Annotated in this window: 16 protein-coding genes; 7 read left to right on the plus strand and 9 right to left on the minus strand. The window is 63.0% G+C overall.

Annotated features, from left to right (window positions below):
• Nucleotides 1-47 precede the first annotated feature (47 nt).
• Nucleotides 48-1,244 carry an MFS transporter gene (locus tag P3G66_RS10380; protein WP_256520349.1) on the plus strand — a complete coding sequence of 399 codons (1,197 nt, stop codon included), beginning with the start codon at nucleotides 48-50 and terminating at the stop codon, nucleotides 1,242-1,244.
• Nucleotides 1,245-1,325: 81 nt separating this feature from the next.
• Here P3G66_RS10380 and P3G66_RS10385 read toward each other — a convergent pair whose 3' ends face one another.
• The 3 genes from P3G66_RS10385 to P3G66_RS10395 all read right to left on the minus strand — a co-directional run bounded on the left by P3G66_RS10385 (nucleotide 1,326) and on the right by P3G66_RS10395 (nucleotide 5,064).
• Entirely contained in the window at nucleotides 1,326-3,383 is a 2,058-nt protein-coding gene (locus P3G66_RS10385) for a neutral/alkaline ceramidase (protein WP_042449415.1), read from the minus strand.
• A 95-nt stretch (nucleotides 3,384-3,478) separates the two neighbouring features.
• The gene (locus P3G66_RS10390; protein ID WP_003945787.1) at nucleotides 3,479-4,207 is read right to left on the minus strand and encodes an acetoacetate decarboxylase family protein; all 729 of its coding nucleotides are present in this window, start codon (nucleotides 4,205-4,207) and stop codon (nucleotides 3,479-3,481) included.
• On the minus strand, nucleotides 4,204-5,064 hold the full coding sequence (locus tag P3G66_RS10395) for an SDR family oxidoreductase (protein ID WP_276116513.1): 861 nt from the start codon (nucleotides 5,062-5,064) through the stop codon (nucleotides 4,204-4,206). The genes P3G66_RS10390 and P3G66_RS10395 overlap by 4 nt, the downstream gene beginning before the upstream one ends.
• Nucleotides 5,065-5,203: 139 nt before the next feature.
• On the opposite strand from P3G66_RS10395, the gene P3G66_RS10400 reads away from it, so the two are divergent.
• Nucleotides 5,204-6,409, plus strand: coding sequence for a cytochrome P450 (locus P3G66_RS10400; RefSeq protein WP_276116514.1), 1,206 nt, complete (start codon nucleotides 5,204-5,206; stop codon nucleotides 6,407-6,409).
• Here P3G66_RS10400 and P3G66_RS10405 read toward each other — a convergent pair.
• Nucleotides 6,398-6,832 carry a cupin gene (locus P3G66_RS10405; RefSeq protein WP_003945598.1) on the minus strand — a complete coding sequence of 145 codons (435 nt, stop codon included), beginning with the start codon at nucleotides 6,830-6,832 and terminating at the stop codon, nucleotides 6,398-6,400. The two genes, P3G66_RS10400 and P3G66_RS10405, sit on opposite strands and share 12 nt — an antisense overlap.
• A 125-nt stretch (nucleotides 6,833-6,957) precedes the next feature.
• On the opposite strand from P3G66_RS10405, the gene P3G66_RS10410 reads away from it, so the two are divergent.
• Complete coding sequence (locus tag P3G66_RS10410) at nucleotides 6,958-7,314, plus strand: hypothetical protein (RefSeq protein ID WP_050655893.1); 357 nt, start codon at nucleotides 6,958-6,960, stop codon at nucleotides 7,312-7,314.
• A 17-nt stretch (nucleotides 7,315-7,331) separates the two neighbouring features.
• Here the strand turns inward: P3G66_RS10410 and P3G66_RS10415 are convergent, their stop codons facing one another.
• On the minus strand, nucleotides 7,332-8,276 hold the full coding sequence (locus P3G66_RS10415) for an alpha/beta fold hydrolase (protein ID WP_054782037.1): 945 nt from the start codon (nucleotides 8,274-8,276) through the stop codon (nucleotides 7,332-7,334).
• 118 nt (nucleotides 8,277-8,394) lie between these two features.
• On the opposite strand from P3G66_RS10415, the gene P3G66_RS10420 reads away from it, so the two are divergent.
• Nucleotides 8,395-8,994, plus strand: coding sequence for a TetR/AcrR family transcriptional regulator (locus tag P3G66_RS10420; protein ID WP_031332839.1), 600 nt, complete (start codon nucleotides 8,395-8,397; stop codon nucleotides 8,992-8,994).
• A gap of 10 nt (nucleotides 8,995-9,004) precedes the next feature.
• Here P3G66_RS10420 and P3G66_RS10425 read toward each other — a convergent pair whose 3' ends face one another.
• The 4 genes from P3G66_RS10425 to P3G66_RS10440 form a co-directional block, all read right to left on the minus strand.
• Nucleotides 9,005-10,087, minus strand: coding sequence for an ABC transporter substrate-binding protein (locus P3G66_RS10425; protein ID WP_020968444.1), 1,083 nt, complete (start codon nucleotides 10,085-10,087; stop codon nucleotides 9,005-9,007).
• A 78-nt stretch (nucleotides 10,088-10,165) separates the two neighbouring features.
• Nucleotides 10,166-10,963 carry an ABC transporter permease subunit gene (locus tag P3G66_RS10430; RefSeq protein ID WP_003945590.1) on the minus strand — a complete coding sequence of 266 codons (798 nt, stop codon included), beginning with the start codon at nucleotides 10,961-10,963 and terminating at the stop codon, nucleotides 10,166-10,168.
• Nucleotides 10,960-11,790: an ABC transporter permease subunit gene (locus P3G66_RS10435; RefSeq protein ID WP_276116515.1), complete on the minus strand. Its 831-nt coding sequence runs from the start codon at nucleotides 11,788-11,790 to the stop codon at nucleotides 10,960-10,962. The genes P3G66_RS10430 and P3G66_RS10435 overlap by 4 nt, the downstream gene beginning before the upstream one ends.
• Nucleotides 11,787-12,620: an ABC transporter ATP-binding protein gene (locus P3G66_RS10440; protein WP_003945415.1), complete on the minus strand. Its 834-nt coding sequence runs from the start codon at nucleotides 12,618-12,620 to the stop codon at nucleotides 11,787-11,789. The genes P3G66_RS10435 and P3G66_RS10440 overlap by 4 nt, the downstream gene beginning before the upstream one ends.
• 97 nt (nucleotides 12,621-12,717) lie before the next feature.
• On the opposite strand from P3G66_RS10440, the gene recC reads away from it, so the two are divergent.
• From recC to recD, 3 genes are read left to right on the plus strand one after another with little or no spacing between them, the layout of a single operon-like run.
• Nucleotides 12,718-15,999: an exodeoxyribonuclease V subunit gamma gene (gene recC / locus P3G66_RS10445; protein WP_065456144.1), complete on the plus strand. Its 3,282-nt coding sequence runs from the start codon at nucleotides 12,718-12,720 to the stop codon at nucleotides 15,997-15,999.
• A 3-nt stretch (nucleotides 16,000-16,002) separates the two neighbouring features.
• Nucleotides 16,003-19,320: a UvrD-helicase domain-containing protein gene (locus P3G66_RS10450; protein WP_209922168.1), complete on the plus strand. Its 3,318-nt coding sequence runs from the start codon at nucleotides 16,003-16,005 to the stop codon at nucleotides 19,318-19,320.
• Nucleotides 19,317-21,185 carry an exodeoxyribonuclease V subunit alpha gene (recD, locus tag P3G66_RS10455; RefSeq protein ID WP_058039221.1) on the plus strand — a complete coding sequence of 623 codons (1,869 nt, stop codon included), beginning with the start codon at nucleotides 19,317-19,319 and terminating at the stop codon, nucleotides 21,183-21,185. Before P3G66_RS10450 ends, recD begins: the two co-directional genes overlap by 4 nt.
• Nucleotides 21,186-21,197 lie beyond the last annotated feature (12 nt).

Consider the following 21,197-nt stretch of genomic DNA (forward strand, 5'->3'; position numbering starts at 1 on the left):
CACGCCCGCTAACGGCTTACGCGTAAATCTGTGAAAGGAACATCGAGATGCCATTGGGTCTCATTGCCCTCGCTATGGGCGGGTTCGGGATCGGCCTCACCGAATTTGTCATCATGGGCCTCCTGCCCGAGGTCTCGGCTGATTTCGAGGTCACCGAGTCCGTCGCGGGCTACCTGATCTCGGGCTACGCACTGTCGGTGGCGCTCGGCGCGATCCTCCTTACCGCTGCCGTCACCCGCTTCGAGCGCAAGAAGGTCCTTCTCTCGCTCATGGTGCTGTTCATCATCGGCAACCTGATGTCCGCGCTCGCTCCCTCCTACGAGGTCATGATGGGCGGACGCATCGTCGCGGCGCTGTGCCACGGTGCGTTCTTCGGAATCGGCTCGGTGGTTGCCGCCGACATGGTCGCGCCTAACAAGCGCGCCGGCGCCATCGCGATGATGTTCGCGGGCCTGACCATCGCCAACGTTCTCGGCGTTCCGTTCGGCACGCTGCTGGGCCAGCAACTCGGATGGCGCTCGACGTTCTGGGCCATCACCGTCATCGGCGTCATCGCGCTCATCGGAATTGCAGCACTCGTCCCGACGACGCCCGCCAGCACGACCGGTGGCGGATTGCGCGGAGAGTTGGGGGCATTCCGCAACAAGCAGGTATGGCTCTCGATCGCCATCACCATCCTCGGCTACGGCGGAATGTTCGGAGCCTTCACCTACATCGCCTTCACCCTCACCGAGGTCACCGGCTTCGCGACGTCCAGCGTTCCGTGGCTGCTCATCCTCTTCGGCTCGGGCCTGTTCGTCGGTAACTTCCTCGGCGCCAGGGCGGCCGACCGCTCGCTGACGAAGTCGCTGGTCTGGATTCTCGCGATCCTGACCGTCGTTCTGATCGTGTTCGCCGCCACCGCCGAGAGCAAGGTCATGACCGTGATCTCACTGTTCTTCATGGGCGCCTTCGGTTTTGCGACGGTGCCCGGGTTGCAGATGCGGATCATGAACTACGCGTCGGCCGCACCGACCATGGCGTCGGGTGCAAATATTGCCGCCTTCAACGTCGGCAACGCGCTCGGGGCATGGCTGGGCGGAATCACCATCGCCGCGGGACTCGGCTTCACCTCGCCGATCTGGATGGGGGCGGCGGTCACCGTCGCCGGTCTGCTGGTCCTGATCGTCGCGGCGAAGATCGACCGCCCGGCAGCGTCAGAGCAGTCGACGATGAGCACCTCGCTGCACCCGACCGCCGCCTGAACCTGGCCATTGCGCTCTGACCCCATCGCGTGAACGTATCGCTCCCCTTGTCCAACAAGGGGAGCGATACGTTCACGCGGGTCAGGTGAGGCGGAATTCGGCGGTCACCCCGGAGAAAGGCGTGATCGCGCCGCTACCCCGAGCCTTCGACGCACCGAAGTGTTGGACTCGATACGTACCCGCCGGAGTATCGGCCGGAACATCCCACGTGATGCGCACGACGGAACCGTTGCTCCCGACCCGGCGCCAGTGCAGTTTGGTGGACCAGTCGTTGTCGTCGGCGACCCGTGTCCAGGATCCGCCGGTATTGCGCTGGATCTCGTAGAAGGTCCCGTTTCGGTGAGTGTCGTTCTTGGGGTGGCCGGTGACGAACTCGACGGCAACCTGCCCACCCGGTGAGGTGTCGCCGGGTTGGACGGTTGCGTCGCCGAATTGTGTTCCCGGCAAGGGCTCGTCGAAGTCGACGCCAGGTCCGAAGCTGGGTTGGAACCCGGACAGGTCGGCCGGAGCGGGGCCGCGAGGAGGTTCGGTGCCGTCGCGCATCGCGGCTGCAAGGGCGGCATACCCCTGCTGATAGGCCGGCAGTGTGTAACGACCGAACATCGTCGAACCGCCCTCGTACTGCTGCGAATCGTATTCCTGTGGTGTGGTGCAGTAGCTCGAGTACGAGTTCGCGTATCCCTGGAAGATGACGTTCTCGAGGGGAACCCCAAGCTCCTCGGCGACGGTTCGACGCACTCGTAATCCGGAGACGATGGTGAATTCCGCAGGGCCACCGACGATGTAGAACTGACCGATCCGCAGGATCTGGATCTTGAGTACGTTCGGCACCCATCCTCCCGGTGGCAGCAGGCCGACCGGAACGACTACGAGTTTGGGCGCCTGTGCATCCTGAAGCCATTGAGGCACAGGAGCATCCATACCGCCCAGGGCGTCGATCATGGGGTTTCGGGTGCCCTCGGGGAAGATCGGGATTGCCGGTCCGTCCTCGACGCTTCCGGCGCTCATTGCCGCGCCGATCGCGGCCGGAGCGGTGCGGTGCTCGCGTCCGTCGGGGGTGAATCTTCCGCTCACCACCTGATTTGCCATGTCCAGGTACATGATCCGACTGTCGACGCCACCGGTGACGGTGTCGGACGCCGCGTCGAAGGCAGTTCGAGCCGCCGCAACCTGGCGCAGCCCGATGATGCGTGCGTTCTCGAATTCGTCTTCGGTCGGTCCGCGTCCGGGCTCGAGGAAGAGGTTGGGTGACATGTCGCCGCTGTTGGTCTGCGGAAACGCAGCAATGAAGCTGGTGTCGCCGTCGAGGTAGCGCACGCCCTGGTCGTCGTGCTCCCAGAAGTACGCCGCGGCGCCCTTGTTGTCCCCGGAGATGAGATGGTTCTCGTTCGTGAGCGAGGCGCAGTGGGTGGCGAACCAGTTGATCGCCCCGATGTCCTTGCTGCCCCGACTGATCCGCATGACACGCATGTGGTGGTCGTTGCCGCCGGGGTAGTAGGCCTTGTCCTCTTCGGGATTGAGGTCGAACGCCACTCGCGATCGGTTGACGCTGGCATCGGTGAGATCGGACCGCCCGAAACGGACCGTGCCTGGCGCCAGGTTCTCGTGCGCAGCGCTGATCGCCTCGACCATGCCGTTGACCTCGGCTTCGAACACCTGCAGTTCGAAGCCGAGAACTGCGAGGTTGTACGCGTAGTTGTGCGAGGCCCCACCACATGCCGCGTGTGAATGGATGGCCGTCAACATGACGTTGCGCTCGGTGTAGATGTCACCGAACCTCCCGGCCAGTCGGCGCAGGACCTCGTCGTGAACGGACTGGAAGATCATGCAGTTGTCGACGCACACGTAGGCGACCCGCGACCCGCCGGACTCGAAGATGAAGGCGCGTGCGCGCATTCGCTGGTGCAGGCCTTCGGCGCGTTGATCGAAGCTCGAGTAGCCCATCATGCCGACTTCGGCGACCGGTCCGGTCACGTCGGAAATTCCGACGCCCACCTGCAGTGACGCCGACGACTTGTCGGTGCGTGCGGGTGAAACGGTGCGTGCCGGCGAAGCTGCGACGGCCTGGTTCGTCGACAGAGCGGCGAGCGCAGGTGCGGCGGCAGCGCCTGCCAGTACGGTGCGTCGGGTGATCTGCACGAGTGTCCTTTCGGGCGGTCTGACGCGAGTTGGTCAACCGTCCAGGAGTGTAGCCCGAGTCACACGTGACCGAAAGGGGTGCCGTCGGCCGACACTCAGATTGTTGTGGCCTCCCCGAACGTCATCGCCAGGTTCTTGATGGTCGTGGTCATCAGGGCCCGGCGGGGGAGTCCCAGTTTCCGAAGCTCCGCCGCCATCGGGTGACTGCCCAGTTGAACCTCGGCTCCACCAGGGCGCGATTTGACGCCGGTCGGTGCCATGTCCCACGACGTGCACCTGGTGGCGCCGTCGAGATGTGAGTACGCGGCCAACGACATGTTGGCTCCGCCGCCCGGCACGCTGACGCCGGATTTCACACTCAACTGTGTGATGAGTTTGCCGTCGCGAGAGACCGATCCGCGCTTGACCGAGCCGACGTGCTCGGTGTCGAACTCGGCGAGCACCTTCGGGAATCCCCAGATTTCCCGGCCGGCGGCCTTGGTGAACTCGCCGTCCACCGGCAACTCGTGAATGAGTGCCCCTGCAGTTCCGGCAGCGAGCGAACGTAGATCTCCCAGCACCGAGGTTTCGGGAGGCGCAGTGTGGCTGCGCACCATGTACGTCACTCCGAATTCGTTGTACGGCCCCAGATCCCCGTCGATGTAGTCGACAAAAACCAGGCCGCACAGCGCCCGGCCGGGACGGTACTGGAGCACGGTCAAGCCGGTGTAATCGATGATCGACTGCGCGGTTGTGCTGGGTACCGAGTACAACGCCATGAAGGCAGACGCGGTGCGAACTTCGACGGGCATCTCGACCTTCTTGCCCAGAATCGTGTAGCTCATGGCGCCACCACCCCGCGGAGTCCGTCGGAGCCGTAGACGGGTTCGAGCATCGAGCGGAAATCCGGTCCGCGGCGCAGCATTTGGCCTCCGTCGACGTTGATGATCTGCCCGGTGATCCAGGTGGAGTGCGGTCCGAGGAGGAAGGAAGCGAGTCCGGCGACGTCCTCGACCTCGCCGACGCGTTCGAGCGGCGTGTTGGCCAGGTAGTCGTCCAGGATGGGGCCACCGTCGGTGATGAGCGCGACCAGATCCGTTCGGGTCAGCCCCGGGCGGATCGCGTTGACACGAATGTTGCTGGCGCCCAGTTCGTCTGCTGTCAACTGCACCAGGTGGTCGACGCCGGATTTCGAGACTCCGTACGCGCCGAACCAGCGATGTGTGTTGCTGCTGGCGATCGACGAGATCGCGACGATGGATCCACCGCCTCCAGCCACCAGTGCCCGCGCGCCGTGCTTGATCGTCAGCATGGTCCCCGTGACGTTGAGGTCGACGGTGCGGCGCCAGGCGTCGACGTCGAGTTGCGTGACCGGTGCGATGGTTTCGTTCCCGCCGGCGCAGGCCACGACTCCGTCGAGCTTTCCGGTGACGGACACCGCCGCGGCGACAGCGGCGACGACGTCTGTCTCGATCGTGACGTCGGCGGGGGAGACGCTGACCGATCCTTCCGGACTCGACTGCCGGATCGATTCGGCGGCAGCTTCGAGTTTCTCCTTGTTGCGTCCGCAGATCGTGACGTGAGCGCCAAACGCAACGAGCGAACGAGCGATGCCCAGGCCGATGCCACTACCGCCGCCGGTCACCAGTATCGATGTGCCGGCGAAAGTGGGTATGCCCGCTGAGGCGGTGTCGTCGTCCATGCGTGTCTCCTGGTCGTTGCTCCGGCGGGCTCGCGTGCTGATTCTGGAGGATTTCCGATTCGGCTTCGGTGAAAACGCCCCACGCTATATAGGAACAGGTTCTACTTATTGAGGCAAGGGTTGTGCGAGAGGTGGAGTGATGGCTACCAGACCGACCTTCGATTTGATCGACGGACGCTTCTATAGCGGAGACCTCGGCAATGTGCGCGACGCGTACGCCTGGATGCGCGATCACGAGCCCGTGTACCGAGACGACGCCAACGGAATCACCGCGGCCGCGAGTTACGACGCCGTCGTCGCAGCCGAGCGGGATCCCGAACTGTTCTCCAACGCCGGTGGCATCCGCCCCGAAACCGGTCCATTGCCGCAGATGATCGACATGGACGACCCGCAGCACCTCACACGTCGACGCTTGGTCAATACGGGTTTCACACGTAAGAAGGTCGAAGCCAAGGCCGGCCGTATCCGGGAGATCTGCGATCAACTGATCGACGCCGTCTGTGAGAAAGGAGAAGCCGACTTCGTCGCAGACCTGGCGGCACCGCTGCCGATGGCCGTCATCGGCGACATGTTGGGTGTCCGTCCGGAGGAACGCGCGTTGTTTCTGCGGTGGTCGGACGATCTGGTGAAGGCATTGGGAAGCAACGCTTCCCAGGATCAACTGCAGGCCATGATGGTTGCGTACGTCGACTTCACCGCGTACATGATGCGAACCATCGCCGAGCGGAGGAGCGACCCGGCCGACGATTTGGTGAGCACGTTGATTCACAGTGCGGTCGACGGCGAAGCCCTCTCCGATCAGGAAATCGTCAACGAATCCCTGCTGATCCTGATCGGCGGTGACGAGACCACACGGCACGTGCTCAGCGGCGGCATGGAACAGCTACTGCGCCATCCGGACCAGCGCCGGGAGCTAGTCGACGATCCCGATGCCATTCCCTTGGCAATGGAGGAGATGCTGCGGTGGTCCTCGCCGATCAAGAACATGGCTCGAACCCTGACCCGTGACACCGATTTCTTCGGCGCGCAGCTGAAGGCAGGTGAGAAGATGCTGCTGCTCTTCGAATCGGCAAATTTCGACGAGTCCGTGTTCCTGAACGCCGAACGGTTCGATGTCGGCCGCACACCGAATCCGCACGTGGCCTTCGGCTTCGGAACTCATTTCTGTCTGGGTAATCAGCTGGCCAGGCTCGAGGGACGGATCATGTTCGAGCAACTCTTCGCCAGGCTGCCGGGAATGGCACTTGCCACCGACGCGCCGTTGCAGCGGCGTGCCGCCAACTTCGTGTCCGGTCTCGAATCGATGCCGGTGCGGTTTACCGCTTCGGCGCCGTCAGCCGGGTAGTTGGCAGTTGGGAGGCGCAGCATCTTCGGAGAGGGGGCTGCCCGCCGGATTGACGTAGACGACCTCGAGTACCAATGGTGTTGTCTGCGAGTTGTTTCCGATGTGCACATGATCTGAACCGCTCGGTTCGATCAAAGTATTTCCGGCGCTGTAGATCCCGTCGACGGAGCAATCGGATCGGTAGTGGCTCAACGTGCCCTGCGCGATCAGTGCGTAGAGCGTCCCGTCGTGGAAGTGCCAACCGGTGGAACCGCCGGGGTCGATGGTGATCTGACGCAGGATGTAGTCCTTGCCGTCGAAAGTCACCTGCCCGAGAATTTCACCGTGTACTCCCGTGCTCGGTGTCGCCGACGCATTGATCGGCGTCAGAGACAGCCCGATCGCTGCGGACACTGCAAGCAGAACCTGATGGCGTTTACGCATGAGCGGCCCTCCCAGACGGATGTGCTCCTGAGTGTCCTCCGTCGATGCCCGGTTTATCCCAGTTTTCGTGGATCCAGCACTGCGAAGGCAGAGGTATGCCCTTGAGAGGCGGTTACGCTCGTGCCATGCTGCAAGTCGCGACGAGGCGCCGGAGCCAGCCGCCGCCTGCGCGCTTCATGTTCGAGGCATTGATCGATCCGTACCGCCAGCCCGCCCGGCACTGGCTGGAACTTCTCGAGAGCGAGATCGCACCGGAGATCGTCAGGGCTGAAGAACCGGAGCTGGTGATCTGGTCGTCGATCTGGCCGGACCGACCCGACGCCGTCATCCGATTCGACATCGAGGCGGTCGGAAACAGCACGATGCTGCGTTGGACGCTTTTCTTGGACGATCCGATACCGCCCGAGGCAGAGGTTGTCAGAATGCGAAAGCGGCTCAACACCTTGATCAATGCGAATCTCAGGTTCAACTTCGGCCAATAAGTCGGATCACTGCCGCATTACTTGGTGTCGACTCGGCCGATCGGGTCGGCGTTGTCGCTGAATGCGGCCCGGGCCGCTGGCCAGCTGGTCTCATCGATGCGCAACGTGGTCCGAAGGTAGGCAGTACTCATCCGTTGGATGGCGGCGACCCGCTCTGGGTTCTCGTCAGTGGTCTCGGCGACTTCGTATCCGACGATTCCGCCGAGTGCGTGCTCGGCACCGTAGAAGGTCAGGAGGTCGGTGGCTCCTGGGCTGTGCGTGTAGGCGTCGGTGAACCAGTCAGGTCCGCGGCTGGACATCTTGGACTGGTCGTGGTCGCCCGCGACGACGAGTGTCGGCGTCGTCAGTTCCTGGAACGAGGGGCGCATGAACGGGAAGTTCGCCTGCGCGAACGGATGCAGGTTCTCGCCGCCGAGACCGGTTGCCGCGAACAGGATTCCCGCGGTGACGCGACTGTCGGACATGTCCTGGCCGACCTGGCCGGCCTCGTCGAAGATCCTTGCTCCGAGGAGTGACTGAGCGGTTTGCCCGCCCCAGGAGTGACCAGTGGCGGCAACTCGACTGCGGTCGATGCGGCCGGCAAGCCCGGGCACGGCAAATTCGATGGTGTCGAGCTGATCAAGGATGCGTGTGAGATCCGCGATTCTCTCGGTCCAGATCGTCGGGAAAACCGGGTGGTCGAACCCGAAACCGTTCCGGCGCGAGTCCAGATGTGTCGGCTGGATCACCACGAATCCGTGGGATGCCCAGAATGCCGTGAGTGGCGAGTATCCATCGAGGTTCCAGCCGTTGCCGTGGGAGAACACCACAACGGGGAGGTTCGTGCCTGCTGCCGGAGCAGACACACGTACTTCCAGCGGGACAGGTCGATCGGGGGCGAACAACTCGACGGGGGCAACGGAGACGACCGGGGTGCCGGCGCCGATGATGCCGTTCAGAGTGTCGATCATTGATGAGGTCATGGCAAGTTCCTTGCTGAGGCTGCACCCTGCGATACTGTTTATCGGAGCGTCGCTCCGCAACATTACGGAGCGTTGTTCCGTAATGCAAACATATGTTGTGAGTCAGCAAGGAGTGCACATGGCTGATGCCCAGGACGAGCAGTCGCGCGTCGCGTCTCCCAAGCAAGTCGGTCGCCCGCGTCGAAGCGAGCAGGCGCTGCTCGACGCGGCGGCAGCAGTGTTCGTGGAGTCCGGAGTCGACGCTCCGGTGCGGGAGATTGCGGCGAAGGCCGGCGTCGGCATGGGGACGATCTACCGCCACTTCCCGACGCGTCCCGAGTTGGTGGTCGCCGTATACCGACACCAAGTCGAGGCGTGTGCGGACGCGGGCCCACAGATGCTCGCGGAGAGTGCAACGCCCGAGGCGGCTTTGCGGGCATGGGTGGCTTTGTTCGTGGAGTTCCTGGTAACCAAGCATGGGCTCGCCGGTGCACTGCAAGGAGACAGCGCCGGGTCCGACGCTCTGCATACCTACTTCGTCGACCGCCTCGTCCCGGTATGTGACTCCCTCCTCGCGGCAGCGCTCGAGTCCGTTGGCACTGCTTCGCGGGTCGATGCGTACAACGTGCTCAAAGGCATCGGGAACCTTTGTATCGGTGCTGGGTCCGATGACCGGTACAAGGCCGAGGTCCTTGTACAGCTATTCATCTCGGGCGTACTCGCGCGGGAGGTTCGCTGACGCTCGGCAGTCAGATCAGCTCCGGATTCTCCGCGTACACCTCTTCGAGGATCGACATGTCGAACAGTTGGTCCGCTGTAATCTCCAGCCCAGCTTTCGACAGTGCCGCGATATTCTGTTCGATCAGTTGGGGTGTCATCGTGAACAACCCGTTGGCTTTGGTATCTGCCGACACCACAAGATCGTTCTGTGCGGTGGCTTCCTTGATCTGCTCTTCGAGTTCCAGGTTCTGGTCCTTGCCGTAGACCTCGACGGCAAGGCGTGCCGACTCTGCCGGATCAGCGACCGCGTCCTTCCAACCCTGGATCTCGGCCTTCAGGAATGCCTTGAGTTTGTCCCTCTCGTTGTCGATGGTGGACTGGAGAACCGTGAACGATTCGGCGACCAACGGCAGGTTGTAGTCCGCGAAGAGGAAGTGGGCGTTGGGGAAACCTTTGGCGGCCAGTGTGATCGGCTCGTTGGTCACGTAGGAGACCCAGCCGTCCACCTCGCCGTTTGCCAGGGGGCTCGGATCGAACTGCGCGGGCACGATCGTCATCTGGCTTTCGGTCAGGCCGTTTGCTGCCAGGAGAGCTCCGAAGACGAGCTGATTGGAATCCTGGACGCCGATCTTCTTGCCGATCATGTCCTGCGGTGAGTTGATCGGTGCCGCAGCGGAACTGACAATCGCAAACGGATTCTTCTGGAACGTGGCCCCGACGATCTTCGCCTCCAGTCCGTCGAGCACAGCGGGGGCTGTGAGCTGCGGTGCGGACATTCCGATCCACACCTTGCCGGTGTCCAAGCCGGCTTCGACGCCGGTACCGGCTGCGCCACCTGCCACCAGGTCGACATTCCCGAACCCGGCATCCTTGTAGTACCCCTTGTCGAGAGCGAAGTACTCGCCGGCGAACTCGATGTTCTTGATCCAGGACAACTGCACTGCAACTGTTCCGAATTCGGAACCGTCGTCCGTGGTTCCGCCACTCGAACTGCTGGAGTCACTGCTACACGCGAGCAATGACGCACTACCGGCGACTGCGATGCCGGTCAGCGCGGAGTAGCGGAAGAAGGCCCTGCGGTCCAGCTGGCGGACGGGCTTGAATGGCGTCATGAATCGGAACACTAGGGCCAGTCGGTTTCGTTCAGTTTGCTTGGGAGAGAGAGTTTGTTGAGGTCGTGTTAACAGATGTCACGACTTGCCCGCCGAAGGACCGAAACGAGACAGAGCGATGCTTTCGAAGATCCCGACCACGGCGTAGAGGACGATCGACACCACGGTGATCACCACGATAGATGCCCACAATTCGTTGTACTGGTAGCGCGGAATGGCTTTGATCATGCTCGAACCCAAGCCTTGACCGCTACCGAGCCATTCGCCGATCAGTGCTCCGATCAAAGCGCCGGGCACTGACACCCTAGCGGCGGCGAACACCGCCGGAAGTGCGGACGGTACGGACACCATTCGCAATGCGGTCCAACGACTCCCGCCGTACGCAGCGATGAGGTCTTGTGCCTGAGCTGGAGCGGCGCGCAGACCGACCATGATCATGACCAGGGCCGGAAAGAACACCACTATCGCAACCATGACCGTCACACCCACGATTCCGCGGCCGAATATCAGGACGATGATCGGGGTCATCGCAACGAGAGGAACAGATCGTAGAAGCATTGCAACGGGCATGAAAGTCTGTTCGACAGTGCGGGAAACGACGAAGATCGATGCCACCACGAGCGCGGCAGTCATTCCGACGGCAAAGCCGACACCGGCGTCGCGCAGAGTGATGAACAGGTTGTCGATGATGCCCGAACGAGCGTCGGCGGATTTTGGGCCGGAGAACAGGTACTCCCAGACGTCGGCCGGCGTCTTTCCCACACGCGGGCCGACCTGGGGGAAGGCGTTGAGGAAGACCACCCAGATGACAAGCAACAGCGCCGAGGCGATGGCAATCGGGGCGAGGAATCTCAATGTTCCTCGTACCGCGGTCATTTCTGTGCTCCCGGAGCGCTCGTCCACGGGGTGACGAGCCGGGCGATCGCTGCGACGACGGCGTACCCCAGACCGGCGAGCAAGGCGGCGGCGATAGCCATTCCCCACGTTCGCGGGACGTTGTACGACGTCTGAGCGGCCGTTAGTGCGACGCCGATCCCGCTGTCCACCCCGCCGAGATACTCGCCGAGAATTGCACCCAGTACGGCCGAAGGTGCAGCAATCTTGAGGGCAGCAAAGGTGCTCGGAAGTGCGCTCACAAGTAGAACTTTGGTGAACTTCTGCCAACGCCCACCGCCGTAGGCGGCGACGAGATCGAGGCTCGTCTTGTCTGCCGATCTCAGGCCTGCGAGTGTGCCGACCATCGTGGTGAAGAAGCAGTACATTGCGGCGAGAAAGATTGTGGGGGTCCGGCCGCCGAAGACGACCAGGATGATTGGGCCAAGCGCCAACAGCGGTGTGCAGTAGCTCAGGATCGCCAGTTGTGTGGCCAATCCCTCGATGGGCGGAATGAGAACGACAAGCACGGCAAGCGTGATCGCCAGCAGGTTTCCCCAGAGAAAGCCCTGCAGCGCACCGGAAGCCGTGACGGTGAAATTGGGTCCGTACAGCGACCAACCGTCGTCGAACATCGTCGAGACAACTACCCACGGCGTCGGAATCGTGCCTCCCGCAACACCGGCCGCCGCCAGAATCCACCAGAGAGCGATCAGTCCGCAGATGCCGACTGCACCGCCGAACCACGTTGGACGCTTCAATCGGATCCGGCGCGGCACAGATGGCTGCGCCGCCGCGGTCGCGACGTTCTCGATATCGGTAATTGTCATGCGACGCCTGCTTTTCCGAAGAGCAGTCCGGAGAGGTAGTCGTGGATCTCGTGGAACTCGGGTGTACGCATCATCTCGGGTGTACGCGGGCGCGGCAGGTCGATCGGCACGACTTCGAGGACGCGTCCGGGCCGCGGCGTCATGACGGCAACGACGTCGGAGAGGAACACGGCTTCGGCGATTCCGTGAGTCACCATCAACGTGGTCGCCGGTTTCTCGGTCCAGATCCTGAGCAATTCGATGTTGAGCCGTTGACGGGTCATGTCGTCCAGCGCTCCGAAGGGTTCGTCGAGTAGGAGGACACTCGGCTTGACCACGAGCGATCGTGCGATCGACACACGCTGACGCATACCGCCGGACAATTGGGCGGGCTTGGCCTTCTCGAATCCTTCGAGGCCGACGAGCGCGATCAGGTCGGCTATCAGGTCGGGGTCGGGATCGATGCCGGCAACCTGAAGGGGCAGTTTGATGTTGGAGGCCACTGTTCGCCACGGCAGCAAAGCCGAATCCTGGAAGGCGATTCCGAGTTCGCGGCGCTTGCGTAACTCGGCCGGCGACTGTCCGTTGACAAGGGCCGTTCCCGACGTCGGACTATCGAGGCCCGCAAGGATGCGGAGAACGGTGGACTTCCCACATCCGGACGGCCCGAGCAGAGACAGGAAAGAGCCTTCGCTGGTTTGAAGGGACACGTCGGTCAGCGCGGTCACCGACCGACGACCCATCTCGAAGGTCTTGCCGAGGCCGGAGATGTCGAGACCGGTTCCAGCGGGGCGAGGTGTGGTGACGGGACTGGTCATTCCCGCACAGTACGAACGTCCGGTTGCGGTCATGTTGCCTGCGCGTCACCGCTGCGTGAGGCTGGTTCGGCGTCTCCTGTCACAGCGCCGTGGTGAGATGGACGTCTGGACGGAGTGAGGGGAGCGAAGATTGCTGAAGTTGTACCGGGCCGAGCGTTCGGACACCTTGGTCTCGGCGTTGGCCACGCTCCTCCGTACCCCGCTGTCGGATCCATTCGCCCGGGAAACTGTTGCGGTGCCGGCCAAGGGCGTCGAGCGTTGGCTCAATCAGCGGCTGTCCTCCCAGCTAGGCACGTCCGGACCGTCAGCAGTGGACGGAATTTCTGCGAACATCGCGTTTCCTTCACCCGCGCGCCTGGTCGCGGAGTCCGTGGCCGCGGTCAGTGGAATCACGGCTGACGACGACCCATGGTCGCCGACGCGATTGGTGTGGACGGTTCTCGATGTGATCGACGAGTCCCTCGGCGAGCCCTGGTGCGGAGTCCTGGCGAAACATCTCGAAGGCCATCGTGAAGGTCGACGGTTTGCCTCCGCCACACATGTCACCGAACTCTTCCGCAGTTATGCCGCGCAACGCCCGCAGATGCTGATCGACTGGGCCGCCGGGCGGTTGACCGACGGACACGGATTGGCGCTGTCGCAGGATTTCGAATGGCAGGCACGTCTGTGGTGCATCGTCGCGGACAAGATCGACGTTCCGGGGCCCGCAGAGCGACTGGGGCAAGTGAGCCGCGCGCTGGTCGAGGACCCGGCCTTGGTCGACCTACCGGAACGTCTGTCGGTCTTCGGGCTGACCCGGCTGCCGGTCGATCAGCGAATGATCTTGAGCGCACTCAGTGCGAATCGGGACGTGCACATCTGGCTCCCGCATCCCAGCCCTGCGCTGTGGACCAAGATGAGCTCGCGCATACCGCCTCGAAGTGAGAGCACGATCCGACGTTCGGAAGACGGGTCAGCGCTGATATCCGCCAATCCGTTGCTGTCGAGTCTTGCTCGCGACGTTCGTGAACTTCAGATCAGCCTCGGTGCCGCCGAGTTCGAGTCGGTGCATCTTCCCGAACCAGCCGGCCCGAAATCTCTCCTGGCGACGGTCAAGGCCGATGTCATCGCAGATCGTGCTCCCAGGGTTGCAGCGGAACCGGATGGGACAGTTCAGGTCCACGCTTGCCACGGGCCGGCACGGCAGGTCGAGGTGCTCCGCGAATGTCTGCTCCGATTGTTCGAGGACGACCCGACATTGCAGCCGCGCGACGTACTCGTGATGTGCCCGGACGTCGAAACGTACGCACCTTTGGTTCGTGCTGCATTCGGGCAAGGCGTCCATGGCCACCCGGGGCATCTCCTTCGAGTAAGGCTGGCAGACCGCGGATTACGTCAGACCAATCCTGTCCTGGCCGTTCTCGGCTCTCTCCTCGAATTGGCCGACGGCCGGGCCACAGCCAGTGAGGTTCTCGACCTGGCCGCGACCGAGCCTGTCCGCACACGTTTTTCGTGGGGCGACGACGAGTTGGAAAGACTGCGGGAATGGACGACGGAAGCGGGTGCTCGCTGGGGAATCGGTAGTCGGCAGCGTGCCACGTTCGGCCTCGACGCATTTCCGCAGAACACCTTCAACACCGCCATGGACCGAATCTTGTTGGGGGTCAGCGCGGACGAATCGGAAAATGCCTGGTTGGATCTCGCGCTACCACTCGATGACGTGGACGGCACAGACATCGACCTGACTGGACGTTTCGCAGAGTTCGTCGATCGCCTGGCCGTCTCGCTTCGCGATCTTGCCGGCCCACATTCACCGGCCGAATGGCTTCGTGTGCTGATGCGGGCCCTGGATCTGCTGACCGACACAGCGCCCGCAGATTCCTGGCAGAGCGCGGGGGCCCACCGCGAACTGGTAGCTGCTGTCGAATTCGGCGGAGAGACGGTGTTACGTCTGGCCGATGTTCGCGCGATGCTCTCGCGCAGCCTCGCGGGCAGACCGACGCGTGCCAACTTCCGAACCGGCGAACTGACGGTGTGCACGATGGTTCCGATGCGTTCGGTACCGCATCGCGTGGTCGTGCTGATCGGACTCGACGACGAGGTGTTCCCTCGAACCGGTGGAGTCGACGGCGACGACATCTTGTCACGTGATCCCGTTGTGGGGGAGCGTGATCTGCGCAGTGAAGACCGGCAACTGCTTCTCGATGCCGTGATGTCTGCGGGCGAACATCTGATTCTGTTGTATACCGGTGCCGATCCGGTCACCGGTGTCGTCAGACCACCGGCGATCCCCCTCAGTGGCCTTCTCGACGTACTCAGTGCGACGGTGGGTCCGGAAGCGATCAACGGAGTGCTGACACGGCATCCGTTGCAATCGTTCGACAATCGAAACTTCGCGCCGAACAAGCCGTTCAGCTTCGACACGGCAGCGCTGGCCGGTGCGAGGGCTGCCTCCGGAACACCGGTCGAATTGCCGACAGTCTTGTCGGCCGAGCTACCCGAGGTGCATCCGAAGGAAGTTAACATCGCCGACTTGGTGAACTTCCTGGTACATCCCGCGCGTGGTTTTCTGCGCCAACGCCTCGGCGTCCGGGTACCGGAACTCGACGACGACATCGCGGATTCGCTGGCAACCGAGCTCGATCCACTGTCCACCTGGGCTCTGGGTGACCGAATGCTTCTCTCGCGCTTGGCTGGACGCAGCTCGGCGGATTTCCGTGCAGCCGAGTGGCGCCGCGGCACTCTGCCGCCCTACAACCTGGGCGCTACGGTTCTGGGCAACGTCGAATGGGTGGTCGATCAGATTGCCGGACTTGCCTTGCCGCACTTCGAGGGAGACTCCGAAGCTGTCGACGTCGACATAGACCTCGGTGACGGGCGTCGTCTCACCGGAACGGTAACCGGTGTGCACGGCAATTCAGTGGTGGGAGCGTCGTATTCCTCACTGGCGCCTAAACATCGGATGACGGCCTGGATAAACCTGCTCGCCTTGAAAGCGCACGGACGACCCGGTGCGCTCGATGCAGTCTCGATCGGACGGGGTCGGGGAAAGATCGCAGCGGCACGGTCGGTGCTCGATGCGCCAGGCAATGCGGTCGAGATCCTGCAGCAACTGGTGGACCTACGCGAGCGGGGGCTGCAGCGTCCGTTGCCGATGTGGGCCGCTACTTCAGCCGAATATGCGCGCCGACGCTTTGGTGGCGAGTCGGTCGACGATGCGACAAACGGTGCGGACACCCAGTGGACCGGGCAGTACGGCGAGATGATCGATCCAAGCAACGCTTACGTTTTCGGAGAAGCTCGAACACTGGCGGAGTTGGCTGCGGATCCGCCGTCGGACGACGAATTCGTCTGGGCCGAGGAACCGACTCGATTCGGAGTTCTCGCCCGACGACTGTGGGATCCGTTGCTGACCAACGAAAGAGCGGAGTAACCCGTGGACTTCGATCTATTGGGGCCACTACCGACCGGCACTACGGTGTTGGAAGCGAGCGCCGGAACTGGCAAGACCTACGCGATCGTCGGACTCGCGACCCGTTGTGTTGCCGAAGGTCTCGCCGACATTTCGCAAGTTCTGCTGGTGACATTCAGTAGGGCCGCCACTCAGGAACTTCGTGAGCGTGCCAGGGAGAGGTTCGCGGGAGTGTCCGCCGCTCTGGTCGACCCGGAGGCGGCGAGGCGGTCGGATGATGATCTGGTGGCGTACCTCGCCACAGCTGACGACGAGGAGATCGGCGTGCGGCGTCGCCGACTCCTGCGCGCTCTCGCGGAGTTCGACGCCGGCACCATCACGACCACCCACAGTTTCTGTCAGAGGATGCTCGACGGGCTGGGCATCGCCGGGGAACGTGAACCGGACACAACTTTTGTGGAGTCGGTCGACGACCTGATCAGTGAGGTCGTCTCGGATTTGTACCTCAGCCGCTACAGCCGGACGGACTCGTCTCCACCGTTCTCCACGAAGGACGCGCTGGCCATCGCCCGAAGCGCAGTCGGCGATGGTCAGGCAATTCTCGAACCCGACGGCGAGGAGGAGACCGCACCCGGTCAGCGCGTCCTCTTCGCGGCTGCTGCTCGCCTCGAGGTCGAACGACGTAAGCGGACCAAAGGAATTCGCGACTTCAACGATCTGCTGACGCTGTTGCACGGTGTATTGACGGATCCGGAATACGGTCCCGTCGCGTGTCGTCGGATGCGCGAAAAGTTCAAGGTTGTGTTGATCGACGAGTTCCAGGACACCGATCCGTTGCAGTGGGACATTCTGCGGTTGGCCTTCCACGGACACACCACCCTGGTCCTGGTCGGTGATCCCAAACAAGCCATCTATGCGTTCCGCGGGGCAGAAGTCCTGAGTTATCTCGATGCGGTCGATCAGGCGGATGCGCACCAGGAGTTGACCACCAATTGGCGTAGCGACCCAGGGTTGTTGGCGGCACTCGAACACCTCTACGGTGGTGCCGCACTCGGCAACGAAGGCATCGTCGCGCATCCGGTGGAGGCTTCGCACAAGAAGTCTCGGTTGTTCGGCCCGGTGCCGATGCGTGTACGCCATCTGCCCCGTACCGGAGCCGGACCGCTCAATCGTTCGGGATTTCCGGCCGTAGGCAGACTTCGCAGTCGCGTCGCGGACGACGTCGCAGCAGACGTGGTCGCGCTCCTGGGCGGCGATGCCCGCTTGGCAGTCGACGGTGATCCACGCCCGGTCGAACCAGGAGACGTCGCGGTGTTGGTGCGCACCCACAAGCACGTGGCGATGATCCGCGATGCTCTCGATGCCGTCGGTGTACCTTCCGTATTGACCGGAGGGTCCAGTGTTTTCGCGACACCCAGTGCGACCCAGTGGCTGTGGCTGTTGCAGGCGATCGAGCAGCCCCATCGCTCCGATCGTGTCCGGTTGACGGCCCTCTCGCCGATTTTCGGGCGCACCTCCGAAGAACTGGACAAGGACGGCGACAACGTCGTTGCAGAACTTGCAGGTCAACTGCGCTCCTATTCCGGGCTGTTCGCACGCGTCGGGTTTGCGGCTGTGTTCGAAAGAATCTCTGCCGAAACAAATCTGGAGAAGCGTGTACTCGCGGCCCCGTCCGGCGAACGAGATTTCACCGATCTGCGGCACGTCGCACAACTCCTCGGTCGCGTCGCGACCGAGGAAGCGTTCGGGTTGAGCGCACTGGTTCGCTGGCTTTCCGATCGGATCAAGGAACCGACGTCCGGGAGCGCCACCGATCGAAGCCGCCGCCTCGACAGTGACGCTGCCGCAGTGCAAATCGCTACGGTGCATGCCACCAAAGGGCTCGAGTTCCCGATCGTCTACGTCCCGTTCAGTTGGGAGAGCGTTGGCGGCTTCAACTCGCCGACGCAGCTGTTGCACGACCCGGAGGGACGCCGCATCCTCGACGTCGGCGGGCAGGAAGGCCCGGGGTACAACGCCAGAAAGACTGTTGCGGAGGCCGAGGAAGCGGGCGAAGAACTGCGGCTGCTGTACGTGGCGCTGACCCGGGCGCAGTGCCAACTCGTGCTCTGGTGGGCACCCAGCTACGGGACCTCCCGCTCGCCGCTGCACCGGTTGATGCTCGGACGTACACCCGGCATCGCCGAACCTGCTCGGGTAGTGAAGGTGCTCGACGACGGTACAACCGCAGCACGGCTCGCAACCTGGCCGGCAGCAGCGTCCGACGTGATCTCGGTGGAACCTGTTGGTCCCCATCCGCCCTCGCCCGTCCACTGGTCCAGAGCGGCTGCGGACGTGACCGAACTGGCCGCGGCGCGTTTCGATCGAGACCTGGACACTCTGTGGCGTCGTACGTCGTACTCGGCACTCACCGCCGGAGCGCACCACGCGGTCACGACCACGGGCAGTGAGGTCGAGGATCCCGAAAAAGACGACGAGCCAGAGGATTCCGTAGACCTCGGGAGCATTACCCCCTCGCCCCTGGAGGCGTTCCCTTCACCCATGAACGGACTTCCCGCGGGCGCCGCATTCGGCACGCTGGTGCATGAGGTGCTCGAGGTGGTGGACACGGCTGTGGCAGATCTGAGAGCGGAACTCGGGATGCGTTGCGCCGAGGCGGTCTCGGTACGGGCGGCCGAGGTCGACTCCGAAGCACTCGCGGATGCGCTGTATCTGGTGATGCAGACTCCCTTGGGATTCGGAACCTTGGCCACGATCGCGCCGAAAGATCGTCTTCCCGAACTCGATTTCGAACTCCCACTGGCCGGTGGCGACGATCCGGTGTCGATGAGTGTCACACTCCGCGGAGTATCGGAACTGTTGAGGCGCCACCTTTCCTCCGACGACATTCTGGCGTCGTACGCCGACTATCTGGACCGTGTCGAGACGTCACCGATGCGCGGATTCCTGACGGGCAGTATCGACGCAGTCTTGCGGATCCCGGGCCCGTCGTTCGTGATCGTCGATTACAAGACCAACCGGATCGGTCGCGGCGATCTGACGGCTGCCAACTACACGCGTGAACTCATGGCGACGGAGATGATGCGCTCGCACTATCCGCTGCAGGCACTGCTGTATTCGGTTGCACTGCATCGGTATCTGCGGTGGCGCCTGCCCGACTACGATCCGCACCGTCATCTCGGGGGCGCGCAGTATCAATTCGTGCGTGGGATGCTCGGCCCGGACAGCCCGCCGGAATGCGGTGTCTTCGAATGGAAACCGCCTGCTCAGCTGACAGTTGAACTATCGGATCTGCTGGCCGGTCTTGATGCGTCCCACACAGTAGGGGAGAAGATTCGATGACCGAGGCGCAATTGGCGCAGCGCGCCAAAGGGATCGTGCGAATCTTCAACGAAGCCGGGGTTCTGGTTGCCGCCGATGTTCATGTCGCGACGAGAGTGTGCAGCCTGGGCGGTGAAACTTCCGAAGAAGTGATGCTGGCCGCGGCGTTGGCAGTTCGGGCCGTGCGATCAGGTTCGGTGTGCCTCGATCTACGACGGATGCGTGATGTGAGCGTCGACAATGCGACGGAGGAGGAACTTACGTCGTTGCCGTGGCCCGAACCGTCGGAGATCGTTGCCGCCCTTCGGCTGAGCCCTCTGGTGATCGGCGGAAACGCCGGACCTCTCAGACCGCTCCGGTTGGTCGACACGGACGACGGTGAACTCCTCTACCTCGATCGATATTTTCTGCAGGAGCAGACGATTCGGCGAGTGCTCGACGAGCGGGCGTCCACGTGGCCGCCCGCCGACCTGAAAGCGGTCCGAACGCGGCTGGATTCGCTGTTCGTCGACGAGAACGGGCCGACCATCGCGCCGGATCGTCAACGGATAGCAGCTGCTCTCGCCGCGACACAGTGGACCACCGTCATCGCCGGTGGGCCCGGAACCGGCAAAACCCATACGGTCGCACGTATTCTCGCTCTCCTGTCGGAGGAATTGGGTTCGAATGCTCGCATCGGTCTGGCCGCACCGACGGGTAAAGCCGCAGCACGGCTGCAGGAGTCCGTACGTGAGCAGACCGCGAGCCTTGGCCTTCCCGAAGAACTCGCGGCCATGACCCTGCACCGCCTACTCGGTTGGCAGCGGGGGAGTTCGAGTCGTTTCAAATACAATGCGACCAACAGACTTCCCTACGATGTGGTCGTCGTCGACGAGACGTCGATGGTCTCCCTCACGTTGATGGCGCGCCTGCTCGAAGCCGTTCGCCCCGATGCCCGGCTACTGCTCGTCGGCGATCCCGATCAGTTGACCTCAGTCGACGCGGGCGCTGTTCTTGCTGATCTTGTCGCCCGCCCGGTAAAGGTCAGTGGAAATCCGACGCTGACACAGTTGGTGGGTGACGATCTCACGGCCACTGGTTCCGAAGAGGCATTGAGTGCGGATGAACAGGATCGTCTGCGGGGCGGGATCATTCAACTCTCACGCGGGCGCCGCTTCGACGGAACCATCGCGTCGTTGGCCAGGGCAGTTCGAGCGGGAGATTCCGCTGAGGTTCTGCGTATCCTGCGCAGCGGTGATCCAGCCGTCTCCTTCCATTCGCCCGAGGATGTTGACGCATTGCGCGCCGACATCGTTGCGAGTTCAGAGGTGGTGACGGCGTCGGCCGAGGTGGGTGATGCGATCGGCGCGCTGAAAGGCTTGGAATCGCACCGCCTTCTGTGCGCCCACCGTGACGGACCGTACGGTGTCGGGAGGTGGGCGCAGCAGGCGATGGAGTGGGTCGGCACGGCAACAGGGCAGTTTCTTGACCCGACGCGGTGGTATCCGGGCCAACCCCTGTTGGTGACGGCCAACGACTACGAGGCGAAGATCTACAACGGGGATGCCGGGGTGATCGTGCAGCGTGAGGATGGCGTGCCTATTGCCGCATTCCAGCGGGGCAGTGATGCGTTTCTGATTCACCCGAGCCAACTCTCGTCGGTGCAGACGGTTTACGCGATGACGATTCACCGGAGCCAGGGCAGCCAGTACGACACCGTATCGGTGATGTTGCCGGCCGAGGCGTCGTCACTGCTGACTCGGGAGTTGTTGTACACGGCGATCACTCGCGCCAGAAATCATGTGAGAGTGATCGGTACGGAGGATTCCGTGAGGGCGGGAGTGCAGCGACAGGTGCTCAGGGCAAGTGGGCTGCGTCGTGAGATCCGTCCGTACGACGGGCCGTGAAAGTCGGATGTT

Origin of the sequence: Rhodococcus sp. C3V (genome assembly GCF_029269915.1) — a bacterium.
Lineage (GTDB): Bacteria > Actinomycetota > Actinomycetes > Mycobacteriales > Mycobacteriaceae > Rhodococcus_F > Rhodococcus_F qingshengii.